The 12,306-nt window shown below is 72.7% G+C and carries 15 protein-coding genes and 1 tRNA gene; 3 read left to right on the top strand and 13 right to left on the bottom strand.

The window, feature by feature from the left end; genetic code table 11:
- Positions 1-137 precede the first annotated feature (137 nt).
- The 11 genes from AB0D08_RS38260 to AB0D08_RS38210 form a co-directional block, all read right to left on the bottom strand.
- Positions 138-1,358 carry a beta-ketoacyl-[acyl-carrier-protein] synthase family protein gene (locus AB0D08_RS38260; RefSeq protein ID WP_359894952.1) on the bottom strand — a complete coding sequence of 407 codons (1,221 nt, stop codon included), beginning with the start codon at positions 1,356-1,358 and terminating at the stop codon, positions 138-140.
- The gene (locus AB0D08_RS38255) at positions 1,358-1,588 is read right to left on the bottom strand and encodes a phosphopantetheine-binding protein (RefSeq protein WP_033825704.1); all 231 of its coding nucleotides are present in this window, start codon (positions 1,586-1,588) and stop codon (positions 1,358-1,360) included. The genes AB0D08_RS38260 and AB0D08_RS38255 overlap by 1 nt, the downstream gene beginning before the upstream one ends.
- Before the next feature lie 26 nt (positions 1,589-1,614).
- Positions 1,615-2,631: a beta-ketoacyl-ACP synthase III gene (locus AB0D08_RS38250; protein WP_033825705.1), complete on the bottom strand. Its 1,017-nt coding sequence runs from the start codon at positions 2,629-2,631 to the stop codon at positions 1,615-1,617.
- A complete protein-coding gene (locus tag AB0D08_RS38245; protein ID WP_033825706.1) occupies positions 2,628-3,614 on the bottom strand; it encodes a VlmB-like protein in 987 nt (328 codons plus the stop codon). Before AB0D08_RS38245 ends, AB0D08_RS38250 begins: the two co-directional genes overlap by 4 nt.
- A gap of 37 nt (positions 3,615-3,651) precedes the next feature.
- Entirely contained in the window at positions 3,652-4,185 is a 534-nt protein-coding gene (locus tag AB0D08_RS38240) for a flavin reductase family protein (protein WP_033825707.1), read from the bottom strand.
- The gene (locus AB0D08_RS38235; RefSeq protein ID WP_033825708.1) at positions 4,182-4,742 is read right to left on the bottom strand and encodes a hypothetical protein; all 561 of its coding nucleotides are present in this window, start codon (positions 4,740-4,742) and stop codon (positions 4,182-4,184) included. The genes AB0D08_RS38240 and AB0D08_RS38235 overlap by 4 nt, the downstream gene beginning before the upstream one ends.
- Positions 4,743-4,781: 39 nt before the next feature.
- A complete protein-coding gene (locus AB0D08_RS38230) occupies positions 4,782-5,264 on the bottom strand; it encodes an SRPBCC family protein (RefSeq protein WP_033825709.1) in 483 nt (160 codons plus the stop codon).
- Between the two features lie 3 nt (positions 5,265-5,267).
- On the bottom strand, positions 5,268-6,566 hold the full coding sequence (locus AB0D08_RS38225; RefSeq protein ID WP_033825710.1) for an aminotransferase class III-fold pyridoxal phosphate-dependent enzyme: 1,299 nt from the start codon (positions 6,564-6,566) through the stop codon (positions 5,268-5,270).
- A 45-nt stretch (positions 6,567-6,611) separates the two neighbouring features.
- Positions 6,612-7,754 carry an acyl-CoA dehydrogenase family protein gene (locus tag AB0D08_RS38220; RefSeq protein WP_033825711.1) on the bottom strand — a complete coding sequence of 381 codons (1,143 nt, stop codon included), beginning with the start codon at positions 7,752-7,754 and terminating at the stop codon, positions 6,612-6,614.
- A gap of 96 nt (positions 7,755-7,850) precedes the next feature.
- The gene (locus tag AB0D08_RS38215) at positions 7,851-9,506 is read right to left on the bottom strand and encodes an aldehyde dehydrogenase (RefSeq protein ID WP_082527224.1); all 1,656 of its coding nucleotides are present in this window, start codon (positions 9,504-9,506) and stop codon (positions 7,851-7,853) included.
- Between the two features lie 168 nt (positions 9,507-9,674).
- A tRNA-Leu gene (locus tag AB0D08_RS38210) sits at positions 9,675-9,769 on the bottom strand.
- 171 nt (positions 9,770-9,940) lie between these two features.
- On the opposite strand from AB0D08_RS38210, the gene AB0D08_RS38205 reads away from it, so the two are divergent.
- The 3 genes from AB0D08_RS38205 to AB0D08_RS38195 all read left to right on the top strand — a co-directional run bounded on the left by AB0D08_RS38205 (position 9,941) and on the right by AB0D08_RS38195 (position 11,537).
- On the top strand, positions 9,941-10,945 hold the full coding sequence (locus AB0D08_RS38205) for a DUF2156 domain-containing protein (RefSeq protein WP_359894948.1): 1,005 nt from the start codon (positions 9,941-9,943) through the stop codon (positions 10,943-10,945).
- 59 nt (positions 10,946-11,004) lie between these two features.
- Positions 11,005-11,175: a hypothetical protein gene (locus AB0D08_RS38200; protein WP_199520550.1), complete on the top strand. Its 171-nt coding sequence runs from the start codon at positions 11,005-11,007 to the stop codon at positions 11,173-11,175.
- A gap of 149 nt (positions 11,176-11,324) precedes the next feature.
- Positions 11,325-11,537: a hypothetical protein gene (locus AB0D08_RS38195; protein WP_033824312.1), complete on the top strand. Its 213-nt coding sequence runs from the start codon at positions 11,325-11,327 to the stop codon at positions 11,535-11,537.
- Positions 11,538-11,638: 101 nt separating this feature from the next.
- Here AB0D08_RS38195 and AB0D08_RS38190 read toward each other — a convergent pair whose 3' ends face one another.
- Both AB0D08_RS38190 and AB0D08_RS38185 read right to left on the bottom strand, forming a co-directional pair.
- On the bottom strand, positions 11,639-11,914 hold the full coding sequence (locus AB0D08_RS38190; protein WP_051813970.1) for an acyl carrier protein: 276 nt from the start codon (positions 11,912-11,914) through the stop codon (positions 11,639-11,641).
- A gap of 85 nt (positions 11,915-11,999) precedes the next feature.
- Entirely contained in the window at positions 12,000-12,185 is a 186-nt protein-coding gene (locus AB0D08_RS38185; protein ID WP_033824313.1) for an acyl-CoA carboxylase epsilon subunit, read from the bottom strand.
- Between the last annotated feature and the right edge of the window lie 121 nt (positions 12,186-12,306).

Raw genomic sequence — 12,306 nt, 5'->3', positions numbered from 1 at the left:
AGTCCGCTCCCGCCGTCGTCGCCGAGGCCGCACCCGAGACTCCGCAGGAGGCCCCCGCCGAGGCGGACGCCGTCGTCCCCGTGGAGCCGGCGGAGGGGGGGAGGTCCGCGTCGGCCCGTCGCGCCGGTTTCGGCCGGTCAGGGAGCGGCGATTGCCAGCACCGCGTTCTGCCCGCCGAAGCCGAGGGAGTTGCTGAGGGCCAGCTCGATCCGGGTGCCGGTCTCCTCGGTGGCGACCTTGATCTCCAGCTCCGGGTCGAGGGTGTGCAGGTTGGCCGTGGGCGGTACCAGCTGCTGTTCGATCGAGAGCACGGTGAAGACCGCCTCGACGGCGCCGGCCGCGCCCAGCAGGTGTCCGGTGACGCCCTTGGTGGAGGTGACCAGCGGGTCACCGGTCAGGGTGCGACGCAGCATCCGGGCCTCGGCGAGGTCGTTCAGCGGCGTGGCGGTGCCGTGCGCGTTGACGTACTGGACGTCGCCCGCCGAGGCGCCGGCGTCCTCGAGCGCGGTGCGGACCGCGCTCTGCACGCCCAGACCGTCGGGGTGCGGCGAGGTCATGTGGTGGGCGTCGGCGGTGGCGCCGTAGCCGGCGATCCGGGCCCGGATCCGGGCCCCTCTGGCGCGGGCGTCGGCGGCCCGTTCCAGGATCACCACGCCGGCGCCCTCTCCGGCCACGAAGCCGTCCCGGTCCAGGTCGAACGGCCGGGAGGCCGTCGCGGGATCGTCCTCGCGGCGGGAGAGGGCGCCCATCTGGGCGAACCCGGCCATGACCAGTGGGGTGATCATGGCCTCGCTGCCCCCGGCCACGACGATGTCGCAGCGGTCCAGCAGGAGCAGGTCACGGGCGGTGCCGATGGCGGTGGCACCGGAGGCGCAGGCGGTGGCGACCACCAGGTTGGGGCCCTTGGCACCGAACTCGATGGCGGTCTGGCCGGCCAGCATGTTGGGCAGCTGCATCGGCAGCAGCAGCGGGGAGACCCGGGCGGGCGACTCCTCGACCAGCACCCGGTGCTGGGTCTCCACCGTGCCGGGCCCGCCGTCGGCGCAGCCCAGGATGACGCCGACGCGGGCGCCGTCCCAGGTCTGCGGGTCGAGCCCGGCATCGGCGATCGCCTCCCGGGCCGCGACCAGCGCGAACTGGGTGAAGCGGTCCAGCCGGTGGGCCCGGCGGCCGCCGAGCAGCTGCCCGGGATCCCAGTCGGGCACCCGGCAGGAGATCCGCACCGGGTTCCCCTCCAGGGCGGGGTCGAGCGCTGCGGTCGGGCGGCCGGCCCGGACCGCCGCCCAGGAGGCGGCGGTCCCGATGCCGGCCGGGGTGACCAGGCCGAGCCCGGTCACGGCGACGTCGATGCCGGCCATCAGACCCGTGCGCTCCGCTCTTCGATCAGGCGCGCCATGTCACCGATGGTCTCGGCGTCGAGCAGCTCGTCGTCGCTGATCTCGACCCCGAGCTCCTTCTCCAGGACGAGCGAGAGTTCGACGACGGCGAGCGAGTCGAGTTCGACGTCCTCCTTGGTGGCCTCCGGGGTGACCTGCTCCGGGGACACCTTGAGCTTGCTGACCAGGATTTCCTTGAGCGTCTCGAACATCGGACAGTCCTTTCGGGGGTGTGGCGTCAGTGCCCGAGGTCGGGCCAGGTGATGGTGGTGGCGCCCCAGGCCAGCCCGCCGCCGAAGGCGGTGAGCAGCACCCGGTGGCCGGGCCGCAGTTCGCCGCGTTCGGCGGCCTGGGCGAGCAGCAGCGGGATGGACGCGGCGCCGGTGTTGCCGACCCGCTCGATGTTGGACAGCCGGCGTTCGGCCGGGATCTCCAGCCGGTCGGCGACCGCCTGGAGGATCCGGGCGTTGGCCTGGTGGGCGGCGAAGCGGTCGAGCTGGGAGAGGTCCCAGCCGGCCGAGCCGACGGCCTGTCTGGAGGCCTCGGTCATCCGTTCCACCGCGTGCCGGTAGGTGGCCCGGCCGGCCATCTGGAAGTACTCGTCGCCGGGCTTGGGTTCCTGCCGGGCCGAGCGGTGGCGGGAGCCGCCGCCGGGCACGGTGATCAGCTCGGCGTTGTCGCCGTCGCTGCCGAGCACGATCGGTCCGACCGCGCCGGGTTCGTCGGCGTTGCCGGCCCGCAGCACCACCGCGCCGGCCCCGTCGGCGAAGATCACCGCGGTGGTGCGGTCGCCGGGGTCGATGATGGTGGTGAAGGCGTCGGCGGCGATCAGCAGCACCCGCTCGGCCACCCCGGCGGCGATCAGGCCGGAGGCGGTGGCCAGGCCGTACAGGAAGCCGGTGCAGACCGCGGAGACGTCGAAGGCGGCCACCCCGCCGAGGCCGAGCCGGGCGGCGACCGCGGGTGCGGTGGCCGGGCACGGGTGGTCGGGGGTGGTGGTGGCCAGGACGACGGCGTCGACCTGGGAGTCGTCGGCCGACTTCAGGGCCCGTCGCCCGGCCTCCACCGCCAGGTCGGAGGTGGCGGTGCCCGGGGCGACCATGTGCCGGGTGGCGATCCCGGTCCGGGTGCGGATCCACTCGTCCGAGGTGTCCAGCCGGGTGACCAGGTCGCCGTTGGTGACCAGGTCGGGCGGGACGTAGCTGCCGACCCCCACGATGACCGCGGCGCGTCCCGGCGGCGGGCCCGCGGTCATACCGCGTCACCCCCGCCGCTGCTGAGCACCTCGACCGGCAGGCCCATGTACGCCATCCGGGACTCGGCCATCTCGTCGGTCCACCGCTCGGCCATGTCGTAGCGCTGTTCCGGGGTGGTGTCGAGCAGCCGCACGCCCGGCCAGACCTCGTAGTCGCCGATCAGGTCGGCGTGGTCGAACATGCCCTGCTGGAACAGCTCCTCGCGGTGGATCACGAACGGCTTGTCCGGGATCTCGTCCCAGAGCTTCACGCCGGCCCGCAGGATCTCCAGCAGCCGCGGCCGGTACTCGGGGTGGGCGGCAACGTGGTCGCGCAGGATGGTGCTGGCGACCGTCAGGTGGCGGATCTCGTCGATCGCGGTGCCGCGGGAGATCTCCCCGGTGGCCGGGGAGAGCGGGGTCCACTTGCGCTCGCTCAGTTCGGCGGCGGGGGCGAGCACGCCCTCGATCACGATCGCGAAGACCGCCACCCCGCCGATGAAGTCGCCCTGGTCGCGGACGATGTCCAGGGTGAAGTCCTCGACCGGCTGGAGGACCGTGCGCCGGTACTCCGACGCCATCGCGTCGATGTCCTTGAGCAGGGTGGCCTCGGGCAGGCCGAGTTCGACCAGGTGGTTGCGGAAGACCCGGGCGTGCCGGGCCTCGTCGAGCAGCTGGGTGGCGTAGAACTCCAGCTCCGGGATGCCCGGGGCGATGGCCACGTAGTACGACAGCAGCCGGGTGGCGATCTCCTCGGAGAGCCCGCGGAAGCCGAACTCCAGGGTCAGCGCCTCGCGCAGCGGGCCGGGGCGCTTGAGGAACTCGGGCACCAGGGCGCTCTTGTGGTGCCCGGTGACGCCGCGCTCGCGCAGCGTGCCCTGGGCGACCTCGGTGATCCAGTAGGCCAGGTTGCACTCGTCCGGGCCGAGGGTGAGCTCCTTGGCTCCGTCCAGCAGGCCGGGAGCCTCGTCCCAGTCCGCCTCGGGTGCCACTGAACCGGTCATGTCCGTACTCCTTGCTGGGTGGTGTGGCCGGACGGGGTCATTCGCCCGGGGCCGGCTGGAGGGCGCCGGCGAACAGGCCGCCGGCGAAGCTGAGCAGCGGTGCGCCCTCGCCGGTGGCGGCGTGCACCACCTGGCCGAGCAGCACCTCGTGGTCGCCGACCCGGACGCACTCGGTGACCCGGCAGGCGTAGTGCGCCAGCGCGCCGTCCAGCAGCGGGGCGTCCGCGTACGGGGCGGAGGTCCACGGCAGCCCGTCGAACTGCCGGGCGCCGTCCGGGCGGGAGCTGTCGGCGAACCAGCGGGCCACCGGGCCCTGGCCGCCGCCGAGCACGTTGACCGCGAACCGGCCCTCGGCGACGGCCAGTTCGGCGAGGACCGAACCGGACTTCAGGCAGGCGCCGAGGATCAGCGGGGTGAGCGAGACGGTGGTGACGGTGGAGACCGTCGTCCCGTGCAGCCGCCCCTGGTGGCTGACCGTCAGCACCGAGACCGGTGCCGCCAGGTGGCGCAGGGCGCGGCGGCGCAGCTGCGCCGCCGTGGGCGCGGTCCGTACCTCGGCGGCGGTGCTCACCGGGCCGCCGCCGTGGCCGGCTCCGGCGCGGTCTCGGCCCGCACCGCCGCGGCGCGGTGCGCCGGGAGGTGGCCGACCGGGACCGGGTCGAAGGTGTGCGCGATCGGCTTGGGGTGGGCCAGGCCGAGGTCGTCCAGCAGCTTCAGGTAGCCGCTCTGCCGCACCGGCTCGAACGGCAGTGCGAAGGACTTCATGAAGTTGCCGAACAGGCCGCGGTCGCCGAACAGGTGGAACGGGATCACCAGCAGCGCCCACTCCGGCTTGACCAGCCAGCACCAGAGCGCGGCGACCGCGCCCTGGGTGATCAGGCTGTGCATGACGTTGTACGCGATGTAGTAGCCCTTGGCGATCGGCTGCCCGCCGGACTTGCGGAAGGCGATGGCGCCCGGGATGTAGCCGATCAGGTCGATGTAGAGGAACAGCCCGATCGCCGGGAGCCAGCGGACGTCGCCGAGGTGGGCGATCAGCACGCCGGTGGTCACCGCGAAGGCGACCAGGTACTCGGCGCGGTGCAGCGAGAAGGTTCTCGGGGTCTCGAAGGGGTTTGCCTGGTCCATTGCTTCACTCCTGGAGCGACGTGCCGGTGAGAGGGACGGTCAGCGCGCGGCCGCGGCCGGGGTGGTGAGCTCGATGTCGCCGACGATCCGGGTGGCGGCGTACAGGCCGGTGACGGCCCAGGCCACGGTCTCCCGGATGACCCGCTCGGCGATCGGGTCGAGGATGCCCTCCAGGCTCGGGATGCCGAAGTCGAAGTCGGCCTCGAAGTGCACCTGGACGTCGTCGCCGTCCTGGCGCAGCCGCCAGGTGCCGGTGAAGCTGTCGAAGTCGCCGTCGGTCTGCTCGAAGCGGATCTCCAGCTGCTCGGGCAGGAAGGTGTCGGCCTCGGTCCAGCGCAGCAGGCCGCTGCGGAAGTGCAGCTCCCAGCTGGAGCTGCCGACCGGCTCGGGGAGGGTGGAGTGCACGGTGGTGGCCCGCACGTGCGGGGCCAGCTCCGGGTAGCGCTCCCAGCGCAGGACGGCCGCGTAGACGTCCTCGGCGCGCTCGGAGCTCACCACGGCGTCGAGTTCGACGTGTCGCATGGTTCAGTTACCGCCTTCCGGCATCTTGGCCGAGCCCGAGATCAGGTCGAGGGTGGCCTTGTGGAACGCGTCGAGCAGGTACTCGACGTCGCTGTCGCTGAGGATCGCCGGCGGCGTGAAGCGCACCACCGAGCTGCCGTTCATCGAGTGGTTGGCGACCACCCCGTGGTTGAAGAGCTCGATCAGCAGCTCGCCGGCCAGCCCGGCCTCGACCAGCTCGACGCCGATCAGCAGGCCCTGGCCGCGGACGTCCACCACCAGCTCGGGGATGTTGCGGTGGGCGATCTCGGCGATCCGCGGCAGCAGCCGGGCGCCGAGCTCCTGCGAGCGGGTGACCAGCCGCTCCTCCTGGATCGCCTGCACGGCGCCCTGGACGGCCGCCATCAGCAGCGGCTGGCCGGAGAAGGTGGCGGTGTGCACGTACGGGTCCTTGTCGAACGGCTTGAACGCCTGCCGGGTGGCGATGGCCGCCGAGACCGGCACCACGCCGCCGCCGAGCGCCTTGCCGGCCAGCAGGACGTCCGGCTGCACGCCCTCGACGTCCGCGCCCCACCACTCGCCGAGCCGGCCGAAGCCGGTCTGCACCTCGTCCAGGATCAGGAAGCCGTCGAACTCGCGGACCAGCTCCTCGACCCGCTTGAGGTAGCCCTTCGGCGGGATGATCACGCCGCCCTCGCCCTGCACCGGCTCGATGATCACGCAGACCTCGCCCGGGTGGGCGGCCAGCTCGGCGCGGAGCACGTCCTCGTCGCCGTACGGCAGGTGGGTGACGTCCGGGATCAGCGGGCGGAACGGCGCCTGGTAGACCTCCTTGGCGGTGGCCGACAGCGCGCCCAGGGTCTTGCCGTGGTAGCCGCCCTTGAACGAGACGGTGCGCTTGCGGCCGTTGGCGCGGGCCAGCTTGAGGCCGGTCTCGACCGCCTCGGCGCCGGAGAGCGCGAAGTGCACCCGGTCCAGGCCCTGCGGGGTGATCGAGGTGAGCGCCTCGGCGGCACGGGCGACGGTGGGCTCCAGCAGGATCCGGGTCGCCACCGGGTGGGTGTTCAGCTGGCGGGTGACGGCGTCGATCACCAGCGGGTGGCGGGCGCCCATGATGAACACGCCGTAGCCGCCGGCGTTCAGGAAGCGCTCGCCGTCGCTGGTGGTGAGCCAGGCTCCGGAGGACTCGACCTCCATGTGGCTGCCGAACAGCTCGGCGAGCGTCGCCCGGCCCTTGCTGAGGTGGGCGCGGTAGAGATCGAGGATCTCGCCCTCGGTGTCCACCCGGCCCGCGCCGATCGGGGCCTCTTGGATCGCGGTCACGTGGGAAACTCCTTGGTTCGATGCCGGGCGGTGCCGGACGGGCGGTCAGGACAGGTCGAGCGGTTCGCCGTTGAAGTACGCCAGCAGGGCCTCGGCCGCGCTCGCCCGGGACGGCGGGTGGAAGGCCAGCGGGCGGACCGCGACGGCCTGCTTGGCGTGGTCGGCGGAGCGGATGAAGTCGAGCCCGCCGAGCAGCTCCAGGGCCTGGTCGGCGGCGCGGTTCAGCGCCTCCTGGGCGGCGAACCGGGCGACCAGCACCTGGGCGACCGCCTCCTCGCCGCCGACGCCGTCGCGGACCGCGCGGGCGGTGCCCTCCAGCAGGCCGGCCGCCGCCTCGATCCGGATCGCGGCGTCGGTGCGGTCGCCCACGCTGCCGCGGCCGCGCTGCAGCACGTGCTCGACCAGGCCGGAGGCGGCGCCCAGGTAGCCGGCCGAGATCAGCAGCTCGAACCAGACGAAGCCGGCGTTCTGCAGGTCCTCGATCCGGTGCGGGTCCTCCTCCGAGGTGCGCACCACCAGGTCCTCGGGCACGAACACGTCGGCCAGCTGGATCTCGTCGCTCTCCGCCGCGGCCAGCACGTCGTTGCCCCAGAACGGGTGCACGGTCAGGCCCGGGGAGGCGGCCGGGATCAGCGCGAGCGCCAGCTCCGGCTCGCCGCCGGCGCCCGGGACCGCGATCGAGGCGGTCAGCAGGTCCATCGAACCGGCCAGGCTGCACGGCTTCTTGGAGCCGTTGAGCCGGTAGCCGCCCTTGACCGCGACGGCGGTGACGGCCGGGGTGAGGATGTTCTGCTGGGTGCGGCCCTCGGCCCAGCCGGAGGCCATCAGCCGCTGCTCGGGGACCACGCTGTGCAGCAGCGAGAGCTGGGCCTCGGTGAGCCGGCCGGTGTCGTCGTCGGCCAGCGCGTACAGCATCGCGGCGGTGAAGTGGTGCATGGTCACCGCGGCCGCCAGCGAGGGCGACAGCGCGCCGAGCGCCCGCTGCACCCGCACCGCGTCCAGCGGGTCGGCCCCGTGGCCGCCGTACGCGACGGGGACCAGCAGGGCGACGCCGTCGTGCGCCCGGAACAGGTCGATCACCGGGCTGCCGGCGGCCTCCCGCTCGGCGTACGGGATCTCGGCGAGGGCCTTCACCAGCCCGGGGTGGTACCGCTCGCTGGTCTCGCGGGCGGTGTCGAGGGAGCGCATGGCAGGTCAACCTCCAGCGGGGGACGGACAGGGGGGCGGCCCCGGCGGGGGCCTCGGCGGCCGGCGCCCCGGACGGGTGCCCGGGGCGGCCGGCGGTCAGGCGTCGAAGGCGCCGAAGACGGCCTCGATCGGGCTGACGTCGCGGGCGACGCTGACGCCCTGGATGTGCGAGGTCTTGAGCATCGGGTAGTTGGCCTCGCCGTAGACGCCGCCGGTCAGGCCGGTGCCGCCGTGGCTGGGCAGGTACGGCAGGAAGCCGATGTGCGAGTCGTTGATCTTCAGCAGGCCGCCGTTGGTGACCCGCTGCACGAAGGCGTTGATCACCCGGGCGGACTTGGCCCACAGCGAGTTGCGCAGGCCGTACTCGTTGGTGTTCACGAAGTCGATGAAGCTGTCCAGCAGCTGGTCGTTGGGGGCCGCGTCGGGCACCACGATCGGCAGCAGCGGGAAGAAGGTCTCGTGCCGGACCACGTCGTGCTCGCGCGCACCGGCCAGGCCGTTCACCCGGACCACGGTGGGCTGCAGGAACACACCGGTCTCGGACGGCGTGCCGTCCACCTCGGTGCGCCGGCCGCCGGTGACCAGCTCGGAGCCGAGGTCGAGGGTCTGCTTCAGCAGGCCGAAGAACTTCTCGCTGCGCCGCACCGGCGAGAGCAGCACGTCCTCGTCCTCCGGGTAGCCCGGCTTGACGGTGGCGACCTGCTTCTTGACCTCCTCGATCAGCTCGTCGGCGATCGCCGGGTGCGCCAGCACGTAGTTGGGCACCATGCAGATCTGGCCGGAGCCGTAGAAGGACTCCCGGATCGCCTCGGCCGCGTACTTGAGGTCCGCGCCCTCCCAGATGATGATGCCGTCGTTGCCGGCCAGCTCCAGGATCGGCTTCTTGCCGTGGGCCACGCACTGCTCCTGGAAGCGCAGGCCCTCCTGGCTGCCGCCGATGTAGAAGATGTCGTTGACCAGCGGGCTCTCCACCCAGCGGTCCAGGGTCTGCTTGGGGTTGCTGCAGACCGCGTTGAGCACCCCGGGCGGGGCGCCGACCTCGTCCAGCAGCGGCGCCACCACGTCGCGCAGCACCCACATGGTGGACAGCGCGATGGAGCGCGGCGCCCGGACGATCACGGCGTTGCCCGCCATCAGGGCGAGCACGGCGAGCGCGGCGCTGGGCGCCGGGGCGTTCTGCGGCGGGTTGAACGCGACCACGCCGTCCGGCTGGCGGCGGACGATCAGGCGGCGGCCGTTGTGGTCGAACTCGGTGTGCATCCGCTGCCGGTACCAGTCGATGCTCTCCTCGCTGTACACCTGCAGCAGGCAGCTGAGCTCCCAGCGGGCCAGCTTCACCGGGTGCGCCTCGGAGACCAGCATGTCGACGAACTCGTCCTGGCGGCGCAGCAGTTCCTCGCGGAACAGGGTGCCGAGGCGCAGCCGCCGCTCGAGCGGTACGGCCGCCCAGCCGGGGGCGGCGGCCGCGGCGGCCTCGGTCGCCAGGTCGATGGCGGCGTCGCCGGCGATGGCGCAGCGGCCGACCACGTACGGGTGCTGGGCGGCGTCGGAGTCCGGGTCCTGTTCGAGCGCGCGCTTCAGGCTGACGCTGGTGAACACGTCCTCCAGCAGCGAGCGGGCGCTGACCGTGTAGACCCAGCCGTCACCCTCCACGTCCTTTCCGGCGATGTACAGCTGGTAGCTGCTCAGCGGCTTTTCCCGACCGCCGGAATTACCGGGAAGAATCCCCGACGCCGTTTCGTCAAGAAGCATGATCAGGCCCTTCCGAAGGCACGGTTCCATGTCCGAATCGACTTGATGGTGACAAGCGGGTCTGACCCGCGCCTGACACGGAACTGATGCCGCCGGCCGGCGCCCGGCCGCCCCGGAACGCCGGAAGCCCGGCCGCCTTGGGAACGCGGCCGGGCTTGGCGGAACAGGCGGAGAGGGCAGGATTCGAACCTGCGCAGGCGGGCGTGACCACCCGGCCGGGGCCTGGGCCCCGGCCCCCGATCAACCACTCCGGGCACCTCTCCGTGTTTTCGGCCCGGTTTCCCGCGCCGTTCACGGGAACGAGATTGCCAGCAGTTCCTGATGCCCGGCTGACGTATCACTGACATCGCATCACCAGGTTTATCCAGCCCTTCCTCCCGCCATTTCCGAGTGCTGTACTTGTTTTACCGCCACCGTCCCCGAAGGGAAATCACATGTCACCGTCCGCCGCGACCGAGACCGGGAGCCAGGTCCTGTCGGCCGTCTCCACCCACACCCGGTCCGAGAACCCGAGCTCCTTCCTGGCGCTCAACTCCGGCAACAGTGTCTTCACCACCCCGGGCGCCGACGGCGTCGCCGTCTACCGGCGCACCGGCCGGCACCTGGTCCAGTTCGGCGGCCCGTTCGCCTCCGAGGAGACCTACGACCTGCTGCTCGACGGCCTGGTGGATCACGCCCGCAGCGAGGACCTGCGGCTGGTCGCCGTCCAGCTGCAGCGCTCGGACGCCGAGCGCTACGCCGCGCACGGCTTCACCGTCAACCAGCTCGGCGCCTCCTGGGCGGTCCACCTGCCGGACTTCAGCCTGCGCGGCACCCGCTTCATGCAGCTGCGCAACAAGATCTCGCGGGCGTTCCGCAACGGGCTGCAGGTCGAGGAGGTGCCGGCCGAGCAGTGGCAGGACGGCATCGCGGAGATCGACGGCGCCTGGCTCGGCTCGAAGGGCGACCACGCCCGGCAGCTGGAGTTCCTGGTCGGCCAGATCGGCGGCCCGGCCCAGGCGCACCGGCGGCTGTTCGTCGGCACCATCGACGGCGCCCCGGTCGGCTACATCTCCTACTCCCCGGTCTACGGCAGCCGGGCCGGCTGGATGCACGACCTCAGCCGCCGCATCCCGGGCGGCTCCCCCGGTCTGATGGAGGCGATCAACTCCACCGCCATCGACGTGTTCCGCACCGAGGGCGTGGACTGGCTGCACTTCGGCTTCACGCCGTTCACCGGCCTCGGCCAGGAGAACGAACTGCCCGGCTACAGCCCGTCGTTCCAGTGGCTGATGCACTTCCTGTGGGCCGAGGGCGAGGCGATCTACCCGGCGCAGACCCAGCTCGCCTACAAGGACAAGTGGGCGCCGGACGTGCTGCTGCCCGAGTACGTGGCCTTCCACGGCCCGGCCTCGCTGGCCTCCTTCGCGCACATCTTCCGCGCCTGCAACGCCTTCTGACCATCCAGACCGACCCCGAGCGCCCGCACCGCCGGGCCGAGCATCCGAGGAGAGCACTCATGACCCAGCAGGATCCCTCCACCGACCAGCTGAAGCAGTCGGTCGTGGAGTCGTTCATGGCCATCATCGGCGCACCGGACGACCTGGACACCGCGCGGGCCGCGGACGACGTGGTGAGCGCCCTGGACGCCCGCCTGATCACCGAGGCGGCCGAGGCGGCCTGCGCCTGACCCGCACCACCCGGTCGCACCGCCCGACGGCGCGGTGCCGCGGCCCCCGTCCGGGCCCGCGGCGCCGCGCCGCCCGCGTCCCCGAGCCGTCCTGGCCGGCGCGCCGCCCGCCGCCCGCCGCCCGTCGCGCACCCTGAGGAGTCGGAGCCATGTCGACCTCGTCCTCCCCGCACCGCCCGGCCGTCCGCCTGCGGCTGCTGCCCCCGCACGCCCACCGGGCCCGCCGGGCCCGCCGGAGCCCCGGCCCGGCCGGTCTCCCCCGCCGGCTGCTGCTGATCGCGGCGGACGCCGGGCTGGCCTTCGCGATCGTGCTGCCGGCCGTCCAGCTCGCCCTCGGGCTCTACCACCTGGTGCTCGGCTGATCCCGCGCCAATGCCCCGGGGCCCGGCTCCGCGTCGCCGTCTGGCGGACGTGGTGCCGGGCCCCGGGGGTGCGCTCGTACCGGAGGAAGAATCGGGTCGGGTCAGCTGGTGCGGCTCTCCTGGGCGAGGAAGGCCGCCATGGCCGTGACCGTGGGGTGCTCGTAGGCCACCGCGGGCTCCAGGTAGAGCTCGAACTTCTCCTCGATGTCGCCGAAGAGGCTCAGCGCGGCCACCGAGTCCATCCCGAACTCAGCGAACGGCATCTCGGTGTTGATCTCGTTCTCCGGGCGGGAGAGGTAGCTGCTGAGCCGCTCGACCAGCCAATCGCGGATGTCCTGCTCCACCTGCTCAAGGTGAATCGATCCCTGGACTGTCATCAGATACTCCTTCGCAGTGGCGTCTCGCCGCAGGGTGCACCCACGCCCTCAAGGGCCACTCGAACGGATCTGGATCTGCCGGTCGTCAGGCCGCCGTGCGCCAGCTGCGCGGCGACGGGTAGTCGATGCCGACCGGCCGCAGCCAGGCCTGCGCGCGGCTGCGGGTGCGCTCCTCGGCGCCGGCCCGCGCGGCCAGCACCGCGGCCAGCACCACGGTCAGCGCGGCCAGTTCCTCGTCGGTCGGTGTTCCGCGTTCCACGACGATGTTCATCCGGGTCCCCTCCGGGGGCTCAGGCGGGCGGGTTGCCGTGCTTGCGGCTGGGCAGGTCGGCGTGCTTGGTGCGGAGCATGGCGAGGGCTGAGGCGAGGACGGTGCGGGTCTCGGCCGGGTC

The organism is Kitasatospora sp. NPDC048540, assembly GCF_040651175.1.
In the GTDB taxonomy this organism is placed as follows: Bacteria; Actinomycetota; Actinomycetes; order Streptomycetales; family Streptomycetaceae; genus Kitasatospora.
The sequence above is the reverse complement of the archived record's forward strand: the minus strand, read 5'-3'. Positions and strand labels throughout refer to the sequence as shown.